At 64.0% G+C, this 25,813-nt stretch carries 17 protein-coding genes; 7 read left to right on the top strand and 10 right to left on the bottom strand.

Annotated elements, in window-relative coordinates; translation table 11 throughout:
* Window positions 1-30: 30 nt before the first annotated feature.
* Complete coding sequence (locus ACIA49_RS33495) at window positions 31-1,650, bottom strand: AMP-binding protein (protein ID WP_396381950.1); 1,620 nt, start codon at window positions 1,648-1,650, stop codon at window positions 31-33.
* A 216-nt stretch (window positions 1,651-1,866) separates the two neighbouring features.
* Between ACIA49_RS33495 and ACIA49_RS33490 the strand changes: the two genes are divergently transcribed.
* Window positions 1,867-3,018, top strand: coding sequence for an acyl-CoA dehydrogenase family protein (locus ACIA49_RS33490; protein ID WP_396381949.1), 1,152 nt, complete (start codon window positions 1,867-1,869; stop codon window positions 3,016-3,018).
* Window positions 3,019-3,293: 275 nt separating this feature from the next.
* Here the strand turns inward: ACIA49_RS33490 and ACIA49_RS33485 are convergent, their stop codons facing one another.
* On the bottom strand, window positions 3,294-4,676 hold the full coding sequence (locus tag ACIA49_RS33485) for an FAD-binding oxidoreductase (protein ID WP_396381947.1): 1,383 nt from the start codon (window positions 4,674-4,676) through the stop codon (window positions 3,294-3,296).
* 194 nt (window positions 4,677-4,870) lie between these two features.
* Here ACIA49_RS33485 and ACIA49_RS33480 point away from each other — a divergent pair, with 194 nt between their 5' ends.
* On the top strand, window positions 4,871-6,043 hold the full coding sequence (locus ACIA49_RS33480) for an acyl-CoA dehydrogenase family protein (RefSeq protein ID WP_396381945.1): 1,173 nt from the start codon (window positions 4,871-4,873) through the stop codon (window positions 6,041-6,043).
* A gap of 281 nt (window positions 6,044-6,324) precedes the next feature.
* Complete coding sequence (locus tag ACIA49_RS33475) at window positions 6,325-7,245, top strand: acyl-CoA dehydrogenase family protein (protein WP_396381943.1); 921 nt, start codon at window positions 6,325-6,327, stop codon at window positions 7,243-7,245.
* Window positions 7,246-7,425: 180 nt separating this feature from the next.
* Here ACIA49_RS33475 and ACIA49_RS33470 read toward each other — a convergent pair whose 3' ends face one another.
* Window positions 7,426-8,451: a hypothetical protein gene (locus ACIA49_RS33470; RefSeq protein ID WP_396381941.1), complete on the bottom strand. Its 1,026-nt coding sequence runs from the start codon at window positions 8,449-8,451 to the stop codon at window positions 7,426-7,428.
* Between the two features lie 580 nt (window positions 8,452-9,031).
* Here ACIA49_RS33470 and ACIA49_RS33465 point away from each other — a divergent pair.
* Window positions 9,032-12,529 carry a S8 family serine peptidase gene (locus ACIA49_RS33465; RefSeq protein ID WP_396381940.1) on the top strand — a complete coding sequence of 1,166 codons (3,498 nt, stop codon included), beginning with the start codon at window positions 9,032-9,034 and terminating at the stop codon, window positions 12,527-12,529.
* Window positions 12,530-12,666: 137 nt separating this feature from the next.
* On the top strand, window positions 12,667-13,038 hold the full coding sequence (locus ACIA49_RS33460; protein WP_396381939.1) for a hypothetical protein: 372 nt from the start codon (window positions 12,667-12,669) through the stop codon (window positions 13,036-13,038).
* Between the two features lie 4 nt (window positions 13,039-13,042).
* Here the strand turns inward: ACIA49_RS33460 and ACIA49_RS33455 are convergent, their stop codons facing one another.
* Together ACIA49_RS33455 and ACIA49_RS33450 are read right to left on the bottom strand one after the other, a co-directional pair.
* Window positions 13,043-13,771 carry a BTAD domain-containing putative transcriptional regulator gene (locus ACIA49_RS33455; RefSeq protein ID WP_396381938.1) on the bottom strand — a complete coding sequence of 243 codons (729 nt, stop codon included), beginning with the start codon at window positions 13,769-13,771 and terminating at the stop codon, window positions 13,043-13,045.
* 965 nt (window positions 13,772-14,736) lie between these two features.
* Window positions 14,737-15,231 carry a PaaI family thioesterase gene (locus tag ACIA49_RS33450; protein WP_396381937.1) on the bottom strand — a complete coding sequence of 165 codons (495 nt, stop codon included), beginning with the start codon at window positions 15,229-15,231 and terminating at the stop codon, window positions 14,737-14,739.
* Window positions 15,232-15,465: 234 nt separating this feature from the next.
* Here ACIA49_RS33450 and ACIA49_RS33445 point away from each other — a divergent pair, with 234 nt between their 5' ends.
* Window positions 15,466-15,819: a hypothetical protein gene (locus tag ACIA49_RS33445; protein WP_396381936.1), complete on the top strand. Its 354-nt coding sequence runs from the start codon at window positions 15,466-15,468 to the stop codon at window positions 15,817-15,819.
* A gap of 367 nt (window positions 15,820-16,186) precedes the next feature.
* On the opposite strand, the gene ACIA49_RS33440 is transcribed toward ACIA49_RS33445, so the two are convergent.
* The gene (locus tag ACIA49_RS33440) at window positions 16,187-19,489 is read right to left on the bottom strand and encodes a S8 family serine peptidase (RefSeq protein WP_396381935.1); all 3,303 of its coding nucleotides are present in this window, start codon (window positions 19,487-19,489) and stop codon (window positions 16,187-16,189) included.
* A gap of 485 nt (window positions 19,490-19,974) precedes the next feature.
* A complete protein-coding gene (locus ACIA49_RS33435; RefSeq protein ID WP_396381934.1) occupies window positions 19,975-20,631 on the bottom strand; it encodes an SDR family NAD(P)-dependent oxidoreductase in 657 nt (218 codons plus the stop codon).
* A gap of 303 nt (window positions 20,632-20,934) precedes the next feature.
* Between ACIA49_RS33435 and ACIA49_RS33430 the strand changes: the two genes are divergently transcribed.
* Window positions 20,935-22,242, top strand: coding sequence for an NAD(P)/FAD-dependent oxidoreductase (locus ACIA49_RS33430; protein WP_396381933.1), 1,308 nt, complete (start codon window positions 20,935-20,937; stop codon window positions 22,240-22,242).
* 82 nt (window positions 22,243-22,324) lie between these two features.
* Here the strand turns inward: ACIA49_RS33430 and ACIA49_RS33425 are convergent, their stop codons facing one another.
* The 3 genes from ACIA49_RS33425 to ACIA49_RS33415 all read right to left on the bottom strand — a co-directional run bounded on the left by ACIA49_RS33425 (window position 22,325) and on the right by ACIA49_RS33415 (window position 25,658).
* Complete coding sequence (locus tag ACIA49_RS33425) at window positions 22,325-23,674, bottom strand: cytochrome P450 (protein WP_396381932.1); 1,350 nt, start codon at window positions 23,672-23,674, stop codon at window positions 22,325-22,327.
* A gap of 227 nt (window positions 23,675-23,901) precedes the next feature.
* Window positions 23,902-24,822, bottom strand: a complete 921-nt coding sequence (locus ACIA49_RS33420; RefSeq protein WP_396381930.1) for an SAM-dependent methyltransferase — start codon at window positions 24,820-24,822, stop codon at window positions 23,902-23,904.
* Window positions 24,823-24,905: 83 nt separating this feature from the next.
* Window positions 24,906-25,658, bottom strand: coding sequence for an SDR family NAD(P)-dependent oxidoreductase (locus ACIA49_RS33415; protein ID WP_396381929.1), 753 nt, complete (start codon window positions 25,656-25,658; stop codon window positions 24,906-24,908).
* Window positions 25,659-25,813 lie beyond the last annotated feature (155 nt).

Genomic DNA, 25,813 nt, shown 5'->3' with positions numbered 1-25,813 from the left:
GGGCGAATGGAGGCCGGGGTTCGGCCCTCGCTACGTAGCGGACACCGGTAGTCCAAGGATCCTTGCGGACTCTGCGCGCATCTCGACCTTGCGGATCTTGCCGGTGACCGTCGTCGGGAACGCATCAACGGTCAGGACGTAGCGGGGTACTTTGTAGTGAGCCAGCTTGCCGGTCGCGAAGGCGCGGACGGCTTCTGCGTCGAGATGCGGACGACCGGACCGCACCTGGATCCAGGCGCAGAGCTCTTCGCCGTATTTCTCATCCGGTACGCCGACAACTTGGACGTCGACGACGTCGGGGTGCGTGTAGAGGAACTCCTCGATCTCTCGAGGATAGATGTTCTCCCCGCCGCGGATGATCATGTCCTTGATCCGCCCGACGATCTGTGCGTAGCCGTCCGCACGGATCACCGCGAGGTCGCCGGTGTGCATCCAGCCGTCCGCATCGATCGCGTCGGCGGTCTTCGCCGGCTCGTCCCAGTAGCCCAGCATGACCGAATACCCACGGGTGCAGAGTTCGCCGGGCGTCCCGCACTCAACCGTGCCGCCGGTCTCGGGATCGACGACCTTGACCTCGACGTGGGGGTGCACCCGCCCGATGGTCGAGGTACGCCGGTCGACATCGTCGTCGGTCCTGGTCTGGAACGACACAGGCGATGTCTCCGTCATTCCGTAGCAGATCGACACCTCTGCCATGTGCATCTCGTCGATGCAGCGCTTCATGACCTCGACGGGGCACGGGGCGCCGGCCATGATCCCGGTCCGGAGCGTCGACAGGTCGTAGTCCAGGAAGTCTGGCTGACTTTGTATCGCGATGAACATCGTCGGTACGCCGTACACCCCGGTGCAGGACTCCTGCTCGATGGCTCGCAGAGTGGCTGCCGGGTCGAAGGCCGGACCGGGGATGATCATCGCCGCGCCGTGGGTGGTGCAGCCCAGGTTCGCCATCACCATGCCGAAGCAGTGGTAGAAGGGCACCGGGATGGCCAGCCGGTCCTCGGGGGTGAAGTTGATCAGATCGGTGACGAAGTAGCCGTTGTTGAGGATGTTGTGGTGGCTCAGCGTCGCGCCCTTGGGAAAGCCCGTCGTGCCCGACGTGTACTGGATATTGATGGCGTCGGCCGGATCCAGCTCCGCCATCCGGGCGGCCACATCTTCCTGGCCGGTCGCCGCGTCGAGCAACTCGTCCCAATCAGGGCCGTCGAGAAACACGACGCGTCGCAGGTCAGTCTCGCTGCGGACTTCATCGATCATCGTTCGATAGTCGCTGGTCTTGAAGGTACTGGCCGAGATCAGGAGCGATACTCCGGACTGATTGAGTGCATAGGTCAGTTCGTGCGTCCGGTAGGCCGGGTTAATGTTCACGAGAATCGCACCGATCTTGGCGGTCGCGTACTGCGTGATCACCCAGCGCGCGCAGTTCGGCGCCCAAATCCCAACCCGATCACCCTTGGCGACGCCGGCCGCGAGCAACCCGCGGGCCAGTCTGTCGACGTCCGCGTTGAACTCGGCATACGTCCATCTCCGGCCGGTCGCCATCTCGACGAGTGCTTCCCGGCCGCCGTGTTCTGCGACTATTCGTTCCAGATTGGCGCCGATCGTCTCGACGATGAGGGACGGACGCGCTTCACCTCGTGAGAAGGACAGCATGGTTCGACTCTGCGGCAGGTCACCCGCGACCGGCCACCCTCGCACGGGGGTAATGCCAGCTCGCCGCATTGTCGCGCCTCGCCCGCCTCTGCCACGATCCGAAGAAGCTGGCTCAAGGTGCGTCCCGACGAAGACGTCACCGGCTTTTTGTTGCCGCTGGCCCCAATGCCGCGGCTGACGCTGCCATGACATGGCATCCATCCCCGGAGGACTTCCGTGATCGACAACAGACTAGACGACGAGTACGAGACCCTGCGCAAGACAGTCGAGATCTTCGCGCGCGAGGAAGTCGCCCCGGTGATCGGTGACTTCTACGAGCGCCACGCGTTCCCGTACGACCTGGTCGCGAAGATGGGCGAGATGGGTCTGTTCGGCCTGCCGTTCGAGGCGAGGTACGGCGGTCAGGGTGGTGACTTCTTCGCCGTCTGCGTGGTGATCGAGGAGCTGGCCCGTGTCGACTCGTCGATCGCAGTGACGCTCGAGGCCGGCCTGACGCTGGGAGTCATGCCGATCTACCGGTTCGGCACGGAGGACCAGAAGAACGAGTGGCTTCCGAAACTCACCAGCGGGAAGATGATCGGGGCTTTCGGGCTGACGGAGCCCGGTGCCGGATCGGACGCCAGTAACACGATCACCACCGCCGTGCTGCAGGATGACGAGTGGGTGATCAACGGTTCGAAGGCCTTCATCACGAACGCAGGTTCGGACATCACCGGTCTGATCACCGTCACCGCGGTGACCGGCACCAGTCCGGAGGGTCGCAAGGAGATCTCCACGATCATCGTGCCCGCCGGTACGCCGGGCCTGACGGTCGCACCGGGCTACTCGAAGGTCGGCTGGTGTGCGGCTGACTGCCACGAGCTCGCCTTCGACAACGTTCGGGTCCCGGCGAGCAACTTGCTGGGGGAGCTCGGCCGCGGATATGCCCAATTCCTCTCGACGCTGGATGAGGGCCGCGTCGGCGTATCGGCGCTGGCCGTCGGCCTGGCCCAGGGCTGCGTCGATCAGTCGGTCCGCTACGCGCAGGAGCGCGAGACCTTCGGACAGCCGCTCGGCAAGCACCAAGCGATTGCTTTCAAGATCGCCGAGATGGAGGCCCGAACCCACGTCGCGCGGCTCGCGTACTACGCCGCGGCCGCCAAGATGCTCCGCGGCGAGCCATTCAAACGTGAAGCCTCGATCGCCAAGCTCGTCTCGTCGAACGCGGCGATGGACAACTCCCGTGACGCCACTCAGATCTTCGGCGGCATGGGCTTCATCAACGAGACGCCCGTCGCGCGGTTCTACCGCGACGCGAAGATCCTCGAGGTGGGTGAGGGGAGCAGCGAGGTCCAGAAGATGCTGATCTCCCGCGATCTCGGACTCTGACCGGAGAACCAGGGCTTCGCTCACTGAGGTGACATCGACGGACCCCAGGGAACAGCTGGCCGCCGTGAATCAGGTCGCTGCACCTGCCGCCAGTCCAGGCTGGCCGACGTGGCCATCAAGCCCGAGGACACGCACGATTTCGCCTGGTATGGCGCCGCCGAGGCCGGATGCGACGACTCGCACCTCCATTTCCGAGCGCGACCAGGGGCTGCCTACAGAAACGACAGCGCCACCGTGCCGAAACCGGTGACGCTGCGTCGATCGTTGCGAGACGATTACCAGAGGGGATGGTTCTGCGGAGCCACTGGGTGGTTGCTGCGGAAGAGGTTCTCCGGATCTACCCGGGACTTGATCTCGCGCAGCCGGGCCAGGGAGGTCGGCATGAAGATCTGCTCGATCTGGGCTTCGTCGGCAAAGGTCATCGGCACCCGGCCGCTGACGGAGGTCTCGAGGTCGGAGGACACCCGATCGAACGCTTGGTTGATCAAACCTTGAAGTTCGGGTGTAGCTGCCACCGCGCCCAGAAGCACCATGTAGGGCTCCTCGATCAGGCCGACGGGGCCGTCCACGATATTCGCGCGGCCGAAGGCACCTCCTAGGTGCCGGATCTGAATGATCGCGATCGGGGAGGAACCGCTGCCCAGCTCGTCGAGCAGGCTGTCGATGGCAAGATCCGTGAGCCCGGTCAGCAGGTGCGTCCGCCCCATTCCGGGCATCGGGTCGTCGGGCTCGGCCGCGATGGCTGCGACGGTGCCGGTTGTGATCGTGGCGAATTCGCCCATCTCGGGCTCGGCGACGGCGTACAGCGGGGCGAGGAGCTTCTCCGCCTCGTCGGGGTCTCCGAGGTAGGTCATGCCGAAGCCGATCATCAGCCGGCCGCGCATCGGCGCGGGGACCATTTCCAGATCCGGCATGTTCATCAGCCAGGCCCAGAGGGAAAGCTCATCGGGCGCCGTGCTGGTGATCTCCGCGTACGCCCTGAGGAGTGCTCGACCGTTCTCGGAGGACCACAATTTGCGGCCACCGTAGATGCTGGGCGCCGGCATCAGGTCGAGTTCCATCGCGGTGACGATGCCGAAGTCGCCTCCGCCGCCGCGGAGCGCCCAGAACAGCTCTGGATCACTCTCGGCGGTCACGCGCTGCTGTGCTCCGGATGCGTCGACCAGCTCCACGGCCCGGATGTGATGGGCTGCCAGTCCGTACTGTCGGCCGAACCAGCTGAGCCCGCCGCTGATCGTGTAGCCGACAACGGTGGTGTCACCATTGCTTCCTGGCAAGGATGTTTGCCCGAGACCGTCGAGGGCGGCATTCAGCTCACGCCACGCAACTCCGGCTCCGACTCGGACGACATCATCCTTCACGACGATCTCGTCGAGCTCCTCGAAGCGAAGCAGGACGACATCATCGGCAGTGTGCGCAGTCGCTCCGTGTCCTCGGGGCTGTGCGGCGACGGCGTACCCGAAGGCTGACGCGAGCCGCACGGCTATCTGTACATCTTCGGCATTGGCGACGTGAACGATCGCAGCGGGCTCCTGTGGCACGTGTGTGTGCCAGGCGAGCCGCTCGGTCGTCCAGTCGCTACTCGAGAGCGATGTCACGTGGCCACTGACGGCCTGGCGCAGCGCGTTCACGAGTTGGGCATTTTCTTCGCGGGTCATGTGAACACCCTGCTCCGGTGGAGTCGACACCACCTGCATGCGCTGTCGACGTGACCTGCACGACTCAATCGATGCTCCGTATACACCTTGTCAATCACCCGATGACAGCGTGAATCTCGCTACTGGTCAGTACCGATTGCTGATCGGCGGCATGAGTCGCATCTGTCCACGTCCCACCCTTCAGGAGGCGCGCGATGTCTATCGCGAGCGCTGACGATTCCCCCATGACGCGGGTTCACCCCGTGCGGCCCGAGCCCGGCCCGACGCCAAGGATGTTCGACCTCAATCCCACTGAAGACCAGCAGTTGATTCGGGATATGGTCGCAAAGTTCGGCGCCGAGCAGCTGCGCGAGCGAGCCGCCGCTGCCGACGAGACCTGCACAGCACCGGACGAGGTCGTCGCGAAAGCGGCTGGACTCGGCCTCACTCAGCTTGCGGTTCCCGAGGATCTCGGTGGCCTCAACACCACACGTTCCGCAGTGACGGGCGTTCTGATTACCGAGGCGCTCGCCAAGGCTGACATGGGACTCGCCGTTGCCTGCCTTGCGTCGTCAGCCGTCAGTACAGCGCTGGTCCTCTGGGGAGACCGTGCGGCGCAGGAGGGCTATCTCCCTGCATTCGTGGCCGAGAACGTGCCGGCCGCAGCCTTGGGTATCGCCGAACCGGACGCACTTTTCGATCCGTTCGAATTGCGCACCACGGCACGGCGTACGGCGACGGGCTTCATCCTCGACGGGGTGAAGGCAATGGTTCCGCGCGCTGCTTGGGCGGACTTGTTCGTGGTCGCGGCGGACCTCGAAGGGCACGGACCGGCGCTCTTCGTCGTGGAGGCGGACCGTCCAGGCGTGAGCGTCGAGGGGACTCCCGCAATGGGCGTCCGCGCTGCGGGGATGGGGCGTCTGGCCATCGCACAGGTCGAGGTGCCTCGCAGAGCTCTGCTCGGTGAGGGCAACCCAAGCTCGTACGCGGAATGCGTCCGGCTGTCTCGACTCGGGTGGTGCGCGCTCGCGGTCGGCGCAGCGCAGGCTGTCCTCGACTACGTCATTCCGTACGTGAACGATCGTGTGGCGTTCGGCGAGCCGATCAGCCACCGCCAGGGCGTGGCCTTCAAGGTCGCCGACATGGCCGTCGAGCTGGAGGGCATGCGATTGGCAACGTACCGCGCCGCGGCGCGGTACGACTCTGGTGAGTCTTATGCCCGAGAAGTGGCGTTGGCCAGGCGCCTGTGCGTCGACAAGGGAATGCAGATCGGCTCGGATGGCGTGCAGTTACTTGGGGGGCACGGCTTCGTCAAGGAGTACCCGGTCGAACGGTGGTATCGCGATCTGCGGGCCGTCGGTGTCATGGAAGGCGCGGTGCTGGTCTGATGATCAATCTCGAAGTGCCCACAGAGTTCGTTCCCCTGGTCGCGATCGCGCGGCAGACAGCGGCAGCGGTTCTACGGCCGATCTCACGAGATTACGACAGCGCGGAGCACACGTATCCGGTGGAACTCGATGCCTTGGCCGATCAGTTCGAGAGCCTCAACGGGGAAGGCAAGGCCTTCGGAGCAGGTGGAGTACGTCGTACTCGGTCCGACGATGGCCAGAATCGTAACGGAGCCAATGTATCGACGGCCCTGGCGATGATGGAGATGTGCTGGGGAGACGTGGGGCTCACACTCGCGATGCCGAGGCAGGGGCTCGGAAACTCCGCGATCGCTTCGGTGGCCAACGACGATCAGCTCAAGCGATTCGCGGGTAAGTGGGCTGCGATGGCCATCACCGAGCCGGACTGCGGCTCGGACTCTGCTGCGATTCGCACCACTGCCGTGCTCGATGGCGATGAGTACGTCCTCAACGGCGAGAAGATCTTCGTCACGTCAGGACAACGGGCCGACGCCGTCGTGGTCTGGGCCACCCTCGACCGCGACCTGGGACGGAGCGCGATAAAGTCGTTCGTCGTCGAGCACGGCACGCCAGGCTTCGAGGTCGTTCGGCTCGAGCACAAACTCGGGATCCGCGCTTCGGACACGGCACACCTGCTGCTGAACAACGTCCGAGTGCCGAAGGAGAACCTGCTCGGCAATCCCGAGATCGATCCGAGCCGGGGCTTCGCAGGGGTCATGCAGACCTTCGACAACACTCGTCCGCTGGTTGCCGCGATGGCGATCGGAGTCGCCAGAGCGGCCTTGGACGAAACACGCCGACTGCTCGCCGAGGCCCGAGTCAAGATCGACTACGACCGCGTCAGCGCGGACCAAACAGCGGCGGCCGCGACCTTCATTCAGCTGGAGGCCGACTACGAGGCCGCGTATCTGCTGACCCTCGAGGCCGCGTGGATGGCGGACAACTCGAAGCCCAACTCGCTCCATGCCTCGATGGCCAAGGCCAAGGCCGGTCGGAGCGCGACCGACATCACGCTTCGCTGCGTCGAACTTGTGGGAAACCTCGGTTACGCCGAGACCTCATTGCTGGAGAAGTGGTCTCGTGATGCCAAGATTTTGGATATCTTCGAAGGTACCCAGCAGATCCAGCAACTGATCGTCGCACGCCGCCTCCTCGGAAAAACATCAGCCGAGCTGAAGTGACCTAATACTCAGCCTTCCGACCGGCTCCCAGCGTAGATTTCCCGGAGCCGGCCGATCGGCCGGTGGAATCGCTCTGATCAATCGTTGCTCAGAACTTTTGTTGTGCAGTTGGCGTCCGGGATAGCTGGCGGGCTTGTCCCGGACGTCAACGCTATTCACAAATCGGCGTGGGCGGACACGCTAGCGCTTGAGACCGACTTTCCAGACAGCCTCACCGATGGCCTGGCCCGCGAGTGGACGGCGAGTTGCTTCGAGGTATGCCCGAAAGCCAATCGCGAGGACGAAGGGAGCGACGTTGGAGCGAAGACCACCGACGACACCCTGCCAGTTGCGGAAGTCGAACTGACGAGGCCACCAGCCGTGGTAGACGTACCCGTTGGTCCCAGTGTAGGCGATCTCCATGTCCCCGTTCGTGAGCGTGGCCGCCGCAGGTGATCCGGCCGCGGCCACGCCGGTGTCACCCAGTTGCGTGAACCTCGACCAGGGACGCCCGTAATCCTGGTATGCGTAGTAGAGCTGGTCGGTACCGCGGCCCGCGATGAAGGCGAAGAGTCGCTGCCTGGATTCGTTCCAGGTGAGAGTCGCGGCGTATGAACTCTGTCCGTTGGTGATCTGGATCGGCTCCGACCAGAAGCGCCCGTCGTAGAACGATCCGTAGATATTGGGATCCGACGGGTCATAGCCACGCCAAGACATGTAGGCCTGAGTGCCATGGCCGGTCAACTGCACAACCGACACAGACTGCTGCGTTCGAAGACGCGGGACGGCTGCTACCCGCCACTGCGACCAGTCACCGGCAGAAAAGAGCTGACGGAACTCGGAGTTGGAGCTGTAGTACACCTGACCATCTAGGCCCGTGTGGTAGATGATCATCTGGCGGCCGTCCCAGACGATCCGCGGCGCCACAGCCGTGTGGGCGTCGAAGATCGCAGGCGTGAACGAGGGTCCGCCGTCGACGGACGCATAGATCAGGTTGTCTGCACCGCGCCAGACTCGGACCCGATGCGTCTCAGCGCCGATGGTCCCGACAGCCTCACCGATGGTGTCGGGAGATCTGATGATCACGTCGCTGTCGCCGTCGTCGTAGGTCTGCTGCACCCAGCCCGGGTCCTCGCCCGGTTCGGATGCGGTGGAGGCGTTGGCGGTCGTTGTAGCTGCTAGGCCAAGGGCTATGAGACTCAGGATCGTAGTGGTCACACGGCCCATGCGGCGCATTGTGGATGGCATCGAGAACCTTTCTGAAGCCCGCGGGACTGGTGCCCCGCTTGCTTCGCTGCTGATGGTGGTCCGGACGGATCAGCCGTCACCAGTTGAAGGCGGATGTGTACACAGGGAGTCGATAGCGGATGCGGCCCCGTAGCGGCAACAGGTCGTCAACTGTGCGTATACACAGGGACCGTAGGTTGATCCTGCGCTATGTCCTGGAGCACTCCGGTTGTAACCAGCGTGGGCGACGCCATCCAATCGGTCATGACAACTTGCGCCTTGTGCCAGATCAGGTCGCCTCACAGGCGGAAACCTCCGCCTGTGAGGCGAGAACGAATGACTCAGCCCCGCAAGGTAGCGTCCGTTTGGAGTTCACTTGTCCACATCCTTCTCCCGCGGCTTGGTCTCCGTCGCTGTTGGTCTGGCGCTGCTGGTCACAACAAGCTCTCCGGTTCATGCAAGCGCAAGCTCTCAGAGGACCGTCGCCGTTCCGCGAATCGGAGAGACCCGAACGGTCACGTTGATTACGGGTGACAAGGTCACTGCGACAACCACGGCAGATGGTCACGTCACCGCGACCGTGCAGAAGCCGACCGGCGGTCCGGCAGGCGCCCACATCATGACTGTGGGCGGGAAGACCTATGTCTACCCCGAGGCTGCTATGCCGTACGTCGCGTCCGGTGTGCTCGACGAGGAGTTGTTCAACGTCAGCGAGTTGCTCGCCGATGGGTATGACGATGCGGAAGCCGGCCACCTCCCGCTGATCGTGTCGTACGCCGATGCCCGCAAGCAGTCGGTCCCGGCCGGGGCCAGCCGAATCCGCACGCTGGCCAGCATCCACGGTGCCGCGCTGGCCGTCGACCGTGCAGCCCCCACGACCTTCTGGACGTCGCTGACTGGTGCGCCGGATTACGCCACAAGCTCGGCGAAGTCCCTGCGGAGCGGGATCGCCAAGGTTTGGCTGGACGGCAAAGTGAAGGTGTCGCTCGCCGACACCACCACACAGATCGGCGCTCCGGAGGTTTGGCGGGGTGGGAACACCGGACAAGGCGTCGATGTCGCGGTGCTGGACACCGGCATCGATGCTGAGCACCCGGACCTCAAAGGCCAGGTCAAGAGCGCGGTGAGTTTCGTGCCGGGGCAGGATGCGCTGGACCGGCACGGGCACGGTACCCACGTCGCGTCGACGATCGCTGGCACGGGTGCAGCATCCGGCGGCAAGGAGCAAGGCGTCGCGCCGGGTGCCGGCTTGCGGATCGGCAAGGTGCTCGGCAATGACGGATCCGGTCAGGACTCCTGGATCATCGCCGGGATGGAGTGGGCCGCCAAGGATCAGCATGCCAAGGTGATCAACATGAGTCTGGGATCTGACTCTGGGTCGGACGGGAATGATGTGCTGAGTCAGGCAGTGAACCGGCTCAGCGCGGACACGGGAGCCCTGTTCGTGGTCGCCGCAGGCAACACTGGCCCCGCGCCGTACAGTGTGGGAGGTCCTGGTGCGGCCGATGCCGCATTGACTGTCGGTGCCGTCGACAAGTCCGACCGACTGGCCACCTTCTCCAGCCGTGGTCCGCGGCTGGGTGACTCCGCGCTCAAGCCGGAGTTGACAGCGCCGGGAGTCGACGTACTGGCCGCGCGGTCGCAGTATGCGCCAGAAGGTACGGGTCCATACCTGACCCTGAGTGGCACATCCCAGGCAACCCCCCACGTCTCTGGCTCGGCCGCGCTGCTGGCCAAGGTGCACCCTGATTGGACAGGTGCCCAGCTCAAGGACGCGCTGGTCAGCACAACCAAGCGAATCACTGGGATCAGCCCGTACGCCGGAGGCAGCGGCCGACTGGATGTGGCTCGTGCAGTCAAGAGCACCGTGTTTGCCACTGCCTCGGCGTTCCAGGCCGTGAAGTGGCCATACCCGTCCGATGGTGTAACCAGCAGGGACGTCGTCTACACCAACACTGGCGCAGATCCCGTCCGGCTACAGCTGTCTGTGGATGGTCAGAACGTTCCTGCTGGTCTGCTCACATTGTCGACATCGCAGGTGACTGTGCCGGCCCACGGAAGCGCCAAGGTCGGTGTACAGGCGCACCTGGAACTGGCCACAGAGGAGCTTGCCTACAGTGCATTCCTGACCGCGACTGGGCCTGCGGGTGATCTTCGTACTCCGATCGGCGTGAGTAAGCAGAGCCAGCGGGCGAAGTTGTCCATCGATGCCAAGGACCGTGACGGGTCGGGCCTCGCCGGCGGCCAAGTTGTTGTCAAGGACATCAAGCACGACACCCTGCCGCAGTCGTATCAGACCGATCAGAACGGCCGCCTCGAACTGACTCTGCGGACGAGCACATACGCGATCTGGATGTACGCCGATGTTCGCGGACTCGACAGAGCACACTCGCTGACACGAGCGCTCCTCAGCAACCCGGAGGTCGTACTGAGCGAGGACCGCAGCCTGACCTTCGATGCGAAGACGTTGCGAAAAATCGCTGCGGTGACTCCGCAATCGACGGTCAACAACGGTCTTCGAATTGACCAGTACCGTAGCTATCCGGACGTGCATCAGTTTGTCGACAGTTATCAGCTCGAGTGGTGGCGCTACGACAGTGTGTGGGCGACGCCGACGACGAACGTCACACAGGGGGAGTACACGTTCGCTACTCGCTGGCGGCAGCAGCAGGCCGCCCTGACATTTTCCGCTGGCAAAGACGTGTGGACGCCAACCGTGCAGAGCTTCTCGCCGAAACCCAGAGCGGGCACGGACCTCGCCACACTCGTCTACCTGGGCGAAGGAACGGCCTCGGACTTCCAGGGTGCGGGAATCCGCGGCAAGGTCGCCGTGGTACTTCGCAATGACCAGGTGACTGCCATCGATCAAGCCAAAGCAGCCGCGAAGGCGGGCGCGAGGCAGTTGATCCTCGTCAACGATGGGTACGGCCCGCTGGATGCCTGGTCCGACCTTCCTGCAGAGGAGGCGCCAAAGCTGCCGGTGACCGCGCTGAACAGTGATGAGGGCGGGAGGCTGATTTTCGAGCTTCGTCAGGGCCCTAAGCAGGTCAGGCTGGTCTCCCATCCGTACCCGGAGTATCTGTACGACCTTGTCCAGCACCACGACCGCGCGATCCCGCGCGACCCCGGCTATCGGCCTCGTCCGTGGGACCTCGCCAGGATCGAGGAGTCCTTCCGCGACGTCACGCAGGGCGAAGCGTTGGACATCCGGTACGACCTGTCTCCGGACCAGACCTGGGCCGTTGCTTCCGCGACGAGCACTGTGCGCGCGCAGGGAAAGTACACCGTCTGGGTGAGCGCCGGCCCGAGAGCAAAGTGGCTGACGCAGGCCAGCGTACCTTCTGACGTGAGTCTGTTCGGCTCGGCGACGGCGTACAAGCCGCTGCGTACAGTCCGGGAGACCTGGTTCGGCGGAATTCAGCGGCCGAGGTTCCTGAGCGACAACCCGCTGTCGACGCCGCCTTCCCGAGTCGGCAACCTGATCGACGTCTTCGGGGTGCCGGCTTGGGGGAGCGGACCCCACGAGGGCACCCTGTTCAGCGGAGTTGCGCTGCATACCGAGCTACACCAGGGCACGCGGCTGGTGGTTGCAGGCGACGACACCCTGAGCGCCGAGGTCCCGCCACAGGAGCTCCGCTATCGCCTGGACGTAGACGCCGTCCGCAACCTGCCCAACCTGCCCAGCCGGCCTTACTCGCCACACACGCACACAGAATGGGGCTTCGCCTCGGCCGAGACGGATCCCACTCACCTGAAGACTTTGCCGCTGATCCAGCTCGATTACGGCGTCTCGACTGAACTCGCCGGCCAAGCCCACCGGCGTACCGATCTTGCAATCACGCCGTCGCATATCTCCGGCACAGAGAACAGCGGGACGATTAACAGGGTGTCGATAGAGGTTTCGTACGACGACGGAGCGAGCTGGCGGAGCATAGCGACCCGGCGGTCGGGCCTCAGTTGGCACGCAAGACTGGACGCGCCGTCGAAGGCGCGTTACGCGAGCCTGCGCACCACAGCACATGACGCTGCGGGAAACTCCGTCACACAGACCATCGAACGAGCCTTCGGGTTGACCTGAATTGAGACGTTGTCCGAGCGATGACTGGAGAGTCCCGGCGCCTAGCTTCGGCCCGGGGGACGTTGAGAGGCGAGTTCGACTCCGGCCGATTGAGACAGCTGTACGCCCGTGCCAAGAGCCTCGCAGCTGCTCGAAGAATGAAGGGTGACAGCTCGATCGGCCTTCAGACGGCTGTGGAGAGCCAGATCACGGCTGGCGAGCTCGCGCTGGCCGCACTAGTTTCTGGCTTACTGGCACTCGGCAGATTCACGGATGCGTTGGACTTGATCGAGTCGATCAACGACCCGGAAGACCTCGCCTCAGCTCTGGCCGAGTGCTCGGTGCACGCCACTGCCGCAGAGGGGCTCCAGCTCTTGGTCCGCGCGTTTTGCGCGGATGGCTCCGAGCCGCCACTGGACGCCCTCGGGGCGCTGAATCGTGAAGTGCTAACAGCGATCGGGGACGAGCTCGACCAGGAGCTGGATGCGATGCTGGCGGAACGGGCCAAACCGCGACAGGGTGGGCTATGACCGGCTAGGCGACGGCGCGGACGTAGGCTGCGGGTCGCGGAGCCGTGCGCAGCTGTCCGGAGATGATTTGGGCTCGGGCAGAGCGGAGACCCGGGCCCGGTTCGAGGCCGAGCTCGGAGTCCAGCAGGGAGCTCACCTGTTGGTAGGCGGACAGCGCGTCGGCGCGTCGATCCGCTCGCGTGAAGGCGATCATCAAGAGCTGCCACAAGCCCTCGTCGAAGGGGTTGGCCGTGGTCGCCTCGGTCAGGTCGGCGACGGCCTCCTCGCAGTGGCCCTGCTCGATCTCCAGCTCCCACAGCGCGTGGCTCGCGGCACGGCGCTGCTCCTCCAGCCAGGTTCGTCGAGCATCGAAGAACGCTCCCTGGAGACCACCCAGTGCCGGGCCGCGCCACATCGCGAGTGCCGTCCGGTAGAGCCCGGTCGCGTCGTCAAGACGTCCGCGGTCACGAGCGGCTCTCGCGGCGGCCACGGTCTCGCGGAACGAAAGAGCGTCGACCTGGGTCGGGTCGACGCAGATCTGGTAACCGCCGCCGACGGAACGGATCTCCGGCTCGGCCGCGTCCTGCCGAAGCAGTACCTGTCGGAGCCGGCTCACGTACGAGCGGGTGGTCAAGAACGCGCTGCGGGGTGCGTTCGGACCCCACAAAGCGCTGACGATGGCGTCGGAGGAGACCTGTCGTCCTTCGCTGAGGAGGAGGAGCGCGAGGAGTGCGTGCTGACGCGGAGCGCCCAAATTCAGAGCCTGAAGTCCTCTCCGAGCGCGAACCGGCCCCAGGAGCTCGAAGGTCACCTCACCCGTCATTGTCTGTTCCCGTCCTTGAGTCGAACACGGTGGATGTCTCTGTCTATCGACAGTATGTCAGGTCTACAGACAGATTGTCGACTGCGTCAACGGTCTGTAATATTGACCCGTGTGCAAACGCGTCGATCTGCGCGGTGCCGCCCGAGTTGGCGGCACGCGAAGCGGCGCCGTGTGCGGCCATGACGCCCAACGGGGTGGAGTCACCCGTGGACGACGAGCCGTCCGCCTCGACCGGAGGTTCGGGCACGAAGCGTTCCGTGGATCACGTTGCTGTAGGCATCAGCAATACGCTGACGATATGCCGCTGGTGCTTTCGTTGGTGATGGTGTCCCACTCACCAGTAAGGAAGGCATCGAATGAAGGTTTTGGCCTACGCGTTGGCAGCAGGAGTGTCACTGGCGACGCTTGCCGTTGCCGGACCGGCCATCGCAAGTCCAGCTGACCACACGCCGCAGCGAGGAGCGACGACCGCGACCGAAAGGGCTGATCCGAGCCCGCAACCCAGGGTTCGCAGCCACAATGCGGTCAGGATCCCGATCTCGTATGACCCTCAACACCCAGTCAGCGGCAGACCGCAGTCGGTGCGGCCTTCCCAAGGCTCCCGGTCATCAACCGTCGACACGGCTGCGCCGAGCAAGGCCGGCGGTGTTGTTGCTGGCGGAGGGCGCGCCGCCGAGATCAAGCCGACGGGCCGCGCGGGTTGTCACTGCAGGGTGTCGGTGACGAGCCCGGGTCACTGAGTTCCCTGAGACTGACGAGCGCAGTCGGGTAAGCGGCTGCGCACTGCGAAGAGGTAGATGGCCCGTCTCCGTGATGGAGCGGGCCATCTGTCGATTTCGTTCAGAGTTTGTTCGTCACGGTGGTCAGCAGTGGTTGTGCACGTGAATCCGACGATGTCAGGCGTCAATAGGAAACAGCATGCATGACGCCGTGGCGTGCGCGAGTAGCCGATCGGACTTGTCTCGGAGCTCGGCTTTGCCGAGCGCCGTGCGTCGGCCGCGGTTGACGACGGTGCCGATGACTCGAAGCTGGCCGAGGTCACTCGTGATTGGCCGGAGGAAATGGGCGGAGAGGTCCAGCGTCGAGTAGCCGGTGCCGAGTGGCAGCGTGGTGTGCACCGCACAACTGGCGGCACTGTCGAGAAGAGTCGCCGCGACGCCGCCATGAACCATCCCCAACGGGTTGTACATGAACTCGGCGGTGTCGCAGGTGAGCTCTATGTGCCCCTCGTCGGCGCGCACGATCTTGCTGGCGATGGTGGCCAGCATCGGCGTCTCCCCGAGTTCCCCAGACGCCAGGAGCCGCAGGAACTCGAGGCCGGACAGGCCTTCGCTTGTCTTCTTGAGCTGTTCCGGGTCGCCCCAGGCATAGGTCCGTGTCGGCTGATCCATGCCAGGATAGTAGAGGGTCGTATCCACGTTACGGAACAGTGATACGCAACACTGTTCCGCGGGATCGTCAAGTGGCCGCCTCATGGGGTTCGGGGTTCGACGCAGCTTGATGCCGGGCGAACTCCCCCGATGCGGCCGTTGGGACTCGTCGTTGACCGCGCGTCCATCTGTGCACCGTGTCATTGAATCAGGTGACCACATCGGGTGGATGCCCAAATCCGAAGGAGAGATCCCATGACGTTGCTAGCCACACTCAGAGGGTTCGGTGGCATGGTGGCGGTCGCCGCCAGCCTGCTCGCGGTTGGCGTCAGTCCCGCCGTTGCTGGATACAACGGTCAGCACGTCAGAGTCTGCGGTGGTCACGAGGCCGGCAACGCCACGGTCTGGGGGACCGATCAGAACGGAAACTTCGCACAGACGCCGTTGCGCTTAGTGCGGGGAGGGTGTGCGGAGTTCGGCGACTACTGGTTCAAGGGAAATGTGACAGCTCTTGTCGGTGATGTGGTCGTTGGGCATGTCCATCACAAAGAAGTTCACGCCACCGTCCCGGTCAGTCAGGCCGATGACTGGTTCCGGATCAACTTCTGAGCTTTGACGTGGCTACTGCTTCTCCGAACGCCATACGTTCTGGAAACGCCGGACGTTGTTGAATAGGAACATGAGTGATATGCGACACTTCCAAATCGAGAACGGTGAAGGGTGGGTTTTCCTGCCGGCAGCGCTGGCCGGCATCCTGATCGTAGTCCTCGCCGGGTTGGCAGCATTTGGGATCACTGACAACGATGGTTCTTCGCCCGTGACACGCGATCCTCAAGGAACGCCGGCTTCCAGCCAGGTGCATCACCTGTCTGCCAATGCTCCGCCTCCGGTCTCGCGTCGACGTTGAGGTCACGGTGCCTTTCCAACGCCGGTGGGCGGGGGTGAGTGCGCCCCAGCCCACCGGCTTGCATGGGTTCTACTTCAGTTCGTAAGCTCGCTTAACGGTTTGGTCGACCTGATTGCCACCGGAATCGACCGCGACGGCTCGCAGTGTCACGAAGCCAGTGGATGGCTGGTCGAGTTCTGCCTTCCAGGTGTTCGTGCCGGTCCGGCTCACCTGGACCTTCTGCCACGTCGTGCCGTCGTCGAAGGATGCTGTGAGATCGAGCGATGTGATCGGCTTGGCATCAGCCTGGAAAGCTGTCTGTACGGTCACGGGAAAGTCGAACTTCCCGCCGTTGGCTCGGTTGCGGTCGTCCAGTTTGGGTGAGTAGCGAACGTTGAGCAGGGGCACCGGTGTGTTGGGACCGTCTGGTGTCCGCTCCGACCGGAATGTCCACTCCGAGGTGATCTCGGTGGACAGCTTCGTCCAGCCGACTGCGGGCCTGATGACCTTCTTCAATCGGTACGTCGCAAGCGCAGGAGGCAACGCGAAGACTTGGTGGTCCGCCGTGTCCGTGGAGCGCAGTTCCTGCCCGTCGCGGTACAGCGTCGTCCTCTCCGAGGCGAGGGCGTGGCCGATGTCAGAAGGAACGCCGTCACCGAAGTTCGGTACGCCGACGTCCAAGCTGTCTCCGTCTCGCGACACCCATGGGCTGGCATTCAGATCGGGGTCTCCGGCGCGGCGATCAGCCATAGTCGGTCCGAAGACACCACGTTGCCGGGAGATCTCGGTGGTACGACCTGCGGGTAAGGCCACCGGCTGAGAAGCGATCGATGACTGGATGTGCTGCCCGTCCTTGGCGTTGTACTCGAAGATGTCACTACCGAATGCCCACTCGACGTTCGTCGAGTAGAACTCGTCTCGATGGTGCGGCAGGCTAACCGTCGTAGCCGGTTGGATGGCCGCGAGACCCAGCGGAAGGCCATTGGCGCCTCGACGTGGATCGATCGGGTATGCCGAGCTGCTGGTGTAGTACCCGGGCTCACCGGCGTACGACGAATTCACCCGCGCGTAGCCGCTGGGCGTCGTGGCCACCGCCGGACGGCTCGGCATGAGGCCACGCCAAAAGGCGGCGTCGTAATAGACATATGGACTGTCCAGATACTGTCCGATCGGGTTGGTTCCCGCCGGAACGCCTGTCCATAGAGCGTTGGCATAGACCGTGTAGTTTGCCGGCGATCCAGTCCGGTTCGGCGCGACGTAGAGGGTGGTCGCGCCGGTGTCGAGTCCGAGGCTTCCGCCAAAGCTCCGATCGCCGACTGTGCGCCACGCACCAAGGCCCACGGCCGCCGAGGTGGCTCCCTTCACGGGCTGACGAAGGCCGAGCCGGACCGCCCTCCGGCCGTCGAGGACGATAGGTCCCTTATCGCCGATGGCCAGATCGCCTTCCAGGAAGTAGGTGGCTTCCTTGACGGCGACGCCATGGTCGAAGACGGACACCGCGCCGTCGAGCACGTAGTGGCCGGAGGGGATATTGGCTGTCGCACCGTTGAGCACGTGGTATAGCTCAGTCGTCTTCGGGTTGAACAGGTACATATCGGAGGTGTGGTCGTCGTCATTCAGGCCTGGGCGGCCGCCGAAGTCCGTCATGGTGAGAGTGTGCGGATGAGTCGGAACGGCTTTGCCGACGCCGACGGTGGTCCGAATCGGTGAACCGTTGCCATCAGCGATGAGCCATGCGCCGTAGCCACCATCAACCTCCGGGCCAGAGGTGGTCGCAGTGACATCGACCTGACTGCTGCCATGGGCTGGGATGTCGAGCGAAGTGCGATTGAGCCGGAAGATGCCAGGACCATCCAGTCGGAGGGTAAGGTGCACCGGCCGCTCACCAGTGTTGACGTAGGTCACCGACTTGGTGATCGGCTTGTCGTCGTTGTGCGGCGCAGGTTGCAAACCCAGGTTGAGGCTGCTTGGCATGGCCAGCACGTTCTGCTTCACCGCCTGCGCGAGATCGGCCCGTCCGGCACCCTGAGTGTAGATGTCTTGCTTTGGCAGGCCGACGGACGAGCCCATCAACGCCGACTTGAGCTCGGCTGCCTTCCAATCCGGATGCTGCTGCGCGAGCAGAGCCGCGGCCCCGGCGATGTGGGGCGCTGCCATCGACGTGCCGGACAGTTCGGCGTACGAGTCGTTGATCGCGTACGGCGCGAGCGGGGTGTTGGCGGCCCGCGCGGCGATGATCCGGCTACCTGGGGCCGAGATGTCCGGCTTCACAGCGAGGTCACCATAGCGCGGACCGCTGCTCGAGAAGAGGCTGTGCGTATCGCCCTTCGTGACCGAGGCGACAGCGAGGGCGGCATCGGCGGTGGCGGGACTGCCGATCGAACCGGCCTCTCCGAAGTTTCCTCCCGAGACGACGAACAGAGTCCCGGTACGCGCAGTGAGTTTGTTGAGAGCCTCGGAGAGGACGTCGGTTCCGTCTGTCGGAGCGCCACCGAGGCTCATGTTGACCACTCTGGCGCCCGAGTTTGCGGCCCATTCCATACCGGCGATGATCGACGAGTCCTCGCAGTCAAGCGTCCCGCAGACCTTGCCGATCATTAGGTCGGCATCTGGTGCGACGCCTCTGTACTTGCCGTCGGACGCCGCTCCGGTTCCGGCGACGATCGACGCTACATGTGTGCCATGACCCTCGGTGTCCAAGACGTCCTTGTCGTCGACGGTGCCGTCTTCCTTCGGCGCGAAGCCCTTCGTCGTGACGACCCGGCCATTCAGGTCGGGGTGCGTCGCGTCGTATCCAGTGTCGAGGACCGCAACCTTGACACCCTTGCCGGTGAAACCTGCCTTCCAAGCCGCGGGAGCACCGATCTGCGGAACGCTGCGGTCGAGATTTGGCCGAGCGCCGCCATCGAGAGATACCTTCTTCACTCCGCCGGCCAGGCCGCTCTTGCGCTTGGCGCGTTGGCTGTTCAACCAGGTGGACCAAATATGAGATGCCTGAGCACGCTCCTGGCCGATGGCGACCGCATCGACGATCGGGAGCTGTCGTTTGAACTTGGCACCCACCGGTAGTTCGGATCGGGCACTCGGATTCGCCGAGTCGTAGTGCAGCAGGAGCGGAAGTCGCGGGGCTGATGTGTCGTCGAGACCAAGAGTGGCGAGGAGGTTGACGTCGAACAATCGCTGGTCCACGACCCCGGCCGCTACGAGGGCGGTCGCGTCCAGGGGAACGACAAGTTGCTTGTCTCCGGCCGAGAACTTGTGGAAGCCCATGCCTGCACGACCGGTGCCGGGCTGCACCGAAACAGCGCGGTACGAGTCGCCTTGTCGCGCGACTGTCACCTTGTCGCCCGTGATGAGTGTGATGTTCAGCCGCGAAAGCGACGCCGGCTGCATTCTTGGCTGCTGTGCAGCGACGGCCGCAGACGGCAGCGATGGTGCGTGGCTACCTGCGGCTGGGATTGCCCACGCGGCGATGAGCCCTGTGGATACTGCAGTGACCAGTGCCAAACTTCGATATCGAAACAACTGCGTTCCCTTCTCTGGAAGTGCTCGGCGTTGATCGAGCCTGGTCGGCCCGTCTGTGCCTCGGTCAGGTTCTGCGCCGGTACTTCCCGCGTTCAAAGATGGGAGCCCGGTGCATCCTGGACGCGCGACCTGGTGGCGTGGATGACATGAGAAGCTCACCGAGCGCCGTTACGTATCTGCGTTACACATCCCGCAGAGTTGGGGTCAGTTGATCGCGCCGAAGCTATCGAAAACGTATGAAACCCGCCGGTATGGACACGAAGAGGAGTCCATGCCGTCGGCTGCTGCCTAGGCTCGTAGCATCGGCCTGGTGGTGCCGAAAGATCCTGGCCGCAGAGAGCGCTACCGGCTGATCAGTCGATCTGTGCGAGGAAAAGGGACCGGCCGGGTGGAGCCAGCACCAGGGCGGCCACGGCGGCCGCGAGAGCCGAGTCATTTACGGTGCCCTTGGCAATCAACCGTTCGGGGATGATCGTGGTATCGATACCGAGACGGGCGACTTTAGCGGCATGGACAGCGGCGAGTGAGTCCGCAGCCACCTTCGTCGCTGCACTGACCGAGGATTCGCCGTCGTAGCCGGCACCTCCCAGATAGACGAGCAATCCTTCGCCTTGTCTGCGCATCTGCGGCACGACCGCGCGATTGAGCCGTTGTGCGCCTAGGAGATTGGCGTGGTGAACCTTGTCTGTGTATCCAGGGGTCGGCCGATGATCTGGATCGGCGACGGGCCACAGTCCGTTGTGGACCATGACGTCGATGCGTCGCTGCTCTTTGATGATCGTCGCGACCGCACATGTCACGGAACGTTGTGAATGAGGATCCAGTTCGACCGGTCGAAGAAGGAACGACTTCTGTGCGGCGTATCGCCTCGCCGCGGCGGCAGGCGCCGCGTTGACTCCGTCGATGTCGAGATCGCCGGCGTAGACAGCGTGCCCTGATTCAGCGAGCCGCCGCGTGACGGCGACGCCGAGGGGAGACATCGCGTGGCTGACAAGGACCGTTCTCCGCACAGATCTGCCTTTCAAATGCTCTGCTCACAGTCTGATGAAGATCGGTAGATGTTCAGTGGATGCAGTTGGCCTGGGATGTCGGCGCTGTCCGTCGTTGGCCCAAGGTGTTCAACCAGAGCTACCTGCAAGCTTTCATCTACGCGGCATCATCCCCGCTGCGCTGGGCTGTACGGCGATGCCAACCTCCCCAGCGACAAGGATCGGTGAGCTCGAGTGTCTGACTCCGTAGCGGCGATTTTCGAGAGGTTGAACCGGGTCGGGGTGCCAGAAAGACGAACAGATCTGCTCGGGACGGCGTGTGTCATGGGGGGCAGCGTCGCCGGTCTGCTGGCGGCCCGAGTCCTGGCCGACTACGCCGAGGAGGTGGTCGTCATCGAGCGGGACGAGGCCGGGCAGCACGCAGGTCCACGCAGCGGCGTTCCGCAGAACCGTCATGGGCACGTGTTGCTGCAGGGAGGACAGAAACAGATCGAACGCTGGTTCCCTGGTTTCGCTCGGGACACCGTCGCGCGGGGTGGGCATCTGGCGAGGCCCGACCAGCAGGTCGTGTATTACGACGGCCGGTCGCAGGTGCCCAGCAGTGACGCATCGATGCTGGTAGGCAGCCGCCCGCTCCTGGAGGCGGGTATCCGTGATCGAGTTCTGGCGCTGCCGAACGTCAGGATGCAGGTCGGGCAGGCAAGAGGCTTGTCGTACGACGAGAGGCGAGTCTCCGGCGTCGTTGTCGACGACGGGTTGGTGTCCGCGGACTTTGTCGTTGATGCCACTGGCCGGAGCAGCAAGCTGTCGTCGTGGTTGGACAGCGACGGATTCCAGCGACCACCGATGCGAAGGGTGAAAACCGGCATTCACTACGCCACGATGCAGGTCAAGCGATCCGGCGGTGCGGACGAGCAAGAGCTCGCGTTCGTGCTCGAGCACTTCCGTCCGAACTCGATGCCGTTCGATTTGACGGCTGCCTACTTGAGCGTGATCGAGCGCGACCAGTGGCTGATGATGCTGATGACGTACAACGATCATCCGGCAGCGCGGTCAGTAGAGGCATTCCGTGCGACTTGTGCCGAGTTGTCGCCAACGTTCGGCGAGGTCGCCGGCAATACGATCACTCGTGGCATCGAGACCTTCTATCAAGCCGACAGCAGGCGGCGCGACTTCTCAGAGACGCCCGGATTCCCCGCCGGCTTGGTGGCGGTCGGTGATGCCGTGGCGTCCTTCAATCCGATCTATGGACAGGGAATCGCCTCGGCCGCGCTGCACGCTTCGTGCCTGGCTGAATACCTGGCGGGAGGCCCTGACGTCCGTCAGGTTGCTGGGGATTTCTTCGCGCTGCAACGAATAGTTGTCGACGCCGCCTGGGCGATCTCGGCGGGAGGCGACGCGGCACGGCAGGACAGGATCCACGGAGTCGACGCTCCGGCTGATGTCGCCCGTCAACGGTGGGCGCTCGAGCAGGTCATCCAGGCAACCCTCGTCGACGAGCAGATCTCGGAGATCTGGGGAGCCGTGACCCGGATGGAGACCCATCCCATCAGACTGTCGGACCCGAAGCTGATCGAACGCGCGGTCGGCGTGAATCACCCCGCCGGACCAGGATGGGTAGCAGGTGCGTAGGCGGACTGCACCACTCAGGGCCGGCGCAATGCGCGCCGGCCCTGAGTGGTAGATGGTGAATGATGGAAGTGACCAGAGGTACCTAGCCGCGTGCTGTGACCTTGAGGCGTAAGGCTTTGGGGCGGAGGGAGGCGCCCACCTGAGGTTTGTGGCCGTCGCCGGGTTGGCTGGTGACCTCGAAGCGCTTCATGATGCTGGCCAACGCCAGAACAGCCTCAGTCATACCGAACTCGTCCCCGATGCACTTGCGGGCGCCGGCGCCGAAGGCGACGAAGGCGTTCCGAGAAGGAACTCGCTCGGCATCCGCTGACCAGCGGTCGGGATCAAAGCGTTCAGGGTCGGCGTAACTGTCCGGGAGACGGCCGACGATGTAGGGACTATAGGCGACGTTCGTGCCGGCGGGAATCGTGTATTCGCCCAGTTGGGCTTCGCTGGTGGTCGTCCGGGTCAGCAGCCACGCCGGTGGGTAGAGGCGGAGCGCTTCCGAGAGAGCGTTGCGTGTGTAAGTGAGTTGCGGCAGCTCATCCCAGGTCGCTGTATTGCCCGCAAGCGCCGCGTCCGCTTCATCGGACAGCTTGCGTGCCACCTGAGGATGCTGCGCGGACAGTGCGAGTACCCATGCCAGTGTGTTGGCGGTGGTCTCTGATCCCGCGACGTAAAACGTCGAGACCTGGTCGATGAGTTCGCGTTCGGACATGGCTTCCCCGCTGCCTTCGACATCGCGCACCTCCAGCAGCCGTGCGAGCAGGTCGTCGTGTGAATCAGAAGTCGACGCGCGCCGGAATGTGATGGCATCGGCGATGAGTTGCCGTGCGCGCTCGGTGGCGCGGACATACCGACGATTGCTGGGAATGATGCGTGTCGTACCGAGGGCCTCAGGTAGCAGCATCCGTACGTAGAGACCTGTGACGAGAAGGCTGACGTTGTCGTCGATCTCCGCCATGGCCGTGTCGTCGAGAGTGTCCCCGAGCATTGCCGACAGCATGATCCTGCTGGTGATCGTCTGCATCTCCCTGCCCACGTCGAGTATCTGCCCGTCGCTCCAGGCGTCGACGACGCCGGCGATCTTTTCGGACATCACCCTCGCGTACGACGGCAGGTTCGCTCGGTGGAAGGCCGGCTGGAGCAGCCGACGCTGCCGACGATGTTGATGAGCGGGACACGCGAAGATCCCGTTGCCGGCGACTGAATCGCGAGCCCGCTCGAAGAACGCACCGCCCTTGTCGAACACACGGTCGCGGACCAGCAACTCATGGGTCAACTCAGGCGTGCAGACGACGACCATCCGGCTCGGACCCAGCCTCAACTGGACGAGGTCGCCGTAGGTGTGAAGACTGCGCAAGAACTCGAACGGGGAGCGAATCAGCGGTAGCGCGTGGCCGAGCAACGGAAGTGCGCCACCTGGCTCCGGGACGCCTTTCAAAGCCTTCATTACGGTTCCAGTCAGTTGTTGGGCAGAGGCGGCCACGGCATTCCAGGGCAACCGCGGCTGCTGTTCACCGGGCCGGCACGTAGAGGACACCAGTGACCTGTTGATGGCGAGTTGACAAAGCTCGCAACGCTAGACCGGAACAGAGATGCAGACTTCGGGGGGCGACCCGTCTTGATCACTGCTGAGCAGCGGAGTCACGAAACTGTGTGAGTTGGGGCCGGGTATTCTCAGCGCAGTTCTGCGGCGAAGAGCCAGATCACCAGCCGGTCCTCGAGATAAGCGAGCAGGGGTGGGAGTGGCCGTCCAGACTCACGCCCGACCTTGTGCACGTCGGTCACCTCGATGACTCGCCAGCCGTGCTTCGCCATCCAATCGGCGGGCTCCCCGAGTTGGTTGTCCCGGAACGAGGTCAACAGCAGATCCCAGGTGGCCTGGTCGCCCGGGTCTGCGGTGTCGTAATGGACGTCAGCTCGAGTCGACGGTCGATTGAAGTATTCGCCGGCTGTGCGACTACCTGGTGCCGACACCGCACTAATTGCCTCGAGCAACTGATCTGCTTCTGCTCGATCCAGATACATCAGCAGGCCCTCGACGATCCAGCAGGTCGGCTGTGCACGGTCGAATCCGCCCTCGAGCAGTGCGCTCGTCCAGTTCTGCTGCAGATCGGCCACTAGCGGGATCCGCCGGCAGGTGGGTACTGCCTCCTCGTCGTCGAGCACCTGGGCCTTGAACTCGAGCACAGGCTCGGTGTCGACTTCGAAGAAGGTCACGGCCGGAGGCAGATCCAGCCGGAAAGCGCGGGTGTCGAGGCCGGCGCCGACGACCACGACCTGACGGATACCGGCGTCGACCGCATCGAGTACCTGCTGGTCGTAGAACGGTGTCCGTTGCGCGAAGTAGTAACGCAGACCGTCCCAGGTGCGAGAGCCGGCATCGTCGCGCGCCGGGCCGAGGCGCGGCAACTGGACGCCCTCCGGAACTGGAGCCGTGACCGTGGCCGCTACGAATGCCGCCGCCAGCGGTTCGGTGAACAGCGGATTGGGCTCTCTGCTTTCCTGAGCACGTCCGTAAGCGGTCAGCAGCGACGTCCAGCCAACGCCGACGGGAAGCTGGGCCACAGGTTCGGCGACCGGCAGGGGTTCGTTCACTTCAGTGACCTTTCATAATGGCGCCCACGAAGGGCGCATTGCTGGCGGCCGTGAGGCCTTGTCTTCATGACGCAGTTGTATAGCTAGTACATGACCAAGCCGGCGGACACGTTGAGATCCTCACCAGTGATGGAGGCTGCTCGATCGCTGCCGAGGAAGACGACCGCGGCCGAGACATCAGCCGCCGCGACAAGCCGACCGAGCGGAGACTCGGAGACCGCCTGCCCGAGGACTACTTCTGCAGAAATGCTTTGGGATTCGGCCATCGCGTCGATGACAGCACGAAAGCGATCGCTGTCAATGGCGCCTGGAGACACGAGATTGATGCGGACGCCGTGTGGTCCGGCTTCGGCGGCCAGCGTCCGGGTCAGCCCGATCAAGGCGGTCTTGCTTGCAGCGTAGCCAGCTCGGCCTGGGTTCGGGCGCTTGCCCGTCACCGAACCGATGGTGACGATGCTTCCGGAGCCCTGGCCGATCATTGTCGGTAGGACTGCGCGGCAACACAAAAAGGTGCCTGTCAGGTTCGTGTCGATCGTGTCCTGCCAGTCCGTTATCGAGTATTCCCACAGCGGGCAGGTCGGTCCAGCGATTCCGCTGTTGTTCACCAGTACGTCGATACGGCCGAATCGGCTGAGCGTCATGTCCACCAGCGTTGCGACGTCATTCTCGTTGCGGTTGTCGCACACCAGCGATACCACCCGCTCACCACTCGGATCGAGCGATCGCGCAGTTGCCGCGAGGGTTTCGGCGTGCCGGCCGGTGATCACGACTGAGAAGCCGGCTCCCAGGAACCCTTCGGCGATCGTGGCGCCCAACCCGCCTGCGCCACCGGTCACGATGACGACCTTGTGGAGTGTTGCGTCCGTCGCACAAGTCGAGCTCATCTCAAGCTCCTCCCGTTTCTCGCCAGCACAACAGAGGTGAGTGCATCCGGCGTTGACATCGCGTTGCACGCGGAAGCATCTCAGCTGCAGTCCACTGGACATCCACT

Source organism: Kribbella sp. NPDC051587 (assembly GCF_044453945.1).
Taxonomy (GTDB): domain Bacteria; phylum Actinomycetota; class Actinomycetes; order Propionibacteriales; family Kribbellaceae; genus Kribbella.
This window is presented reverse-complemented; position numbering and strand designations above follow the sequence as displayed.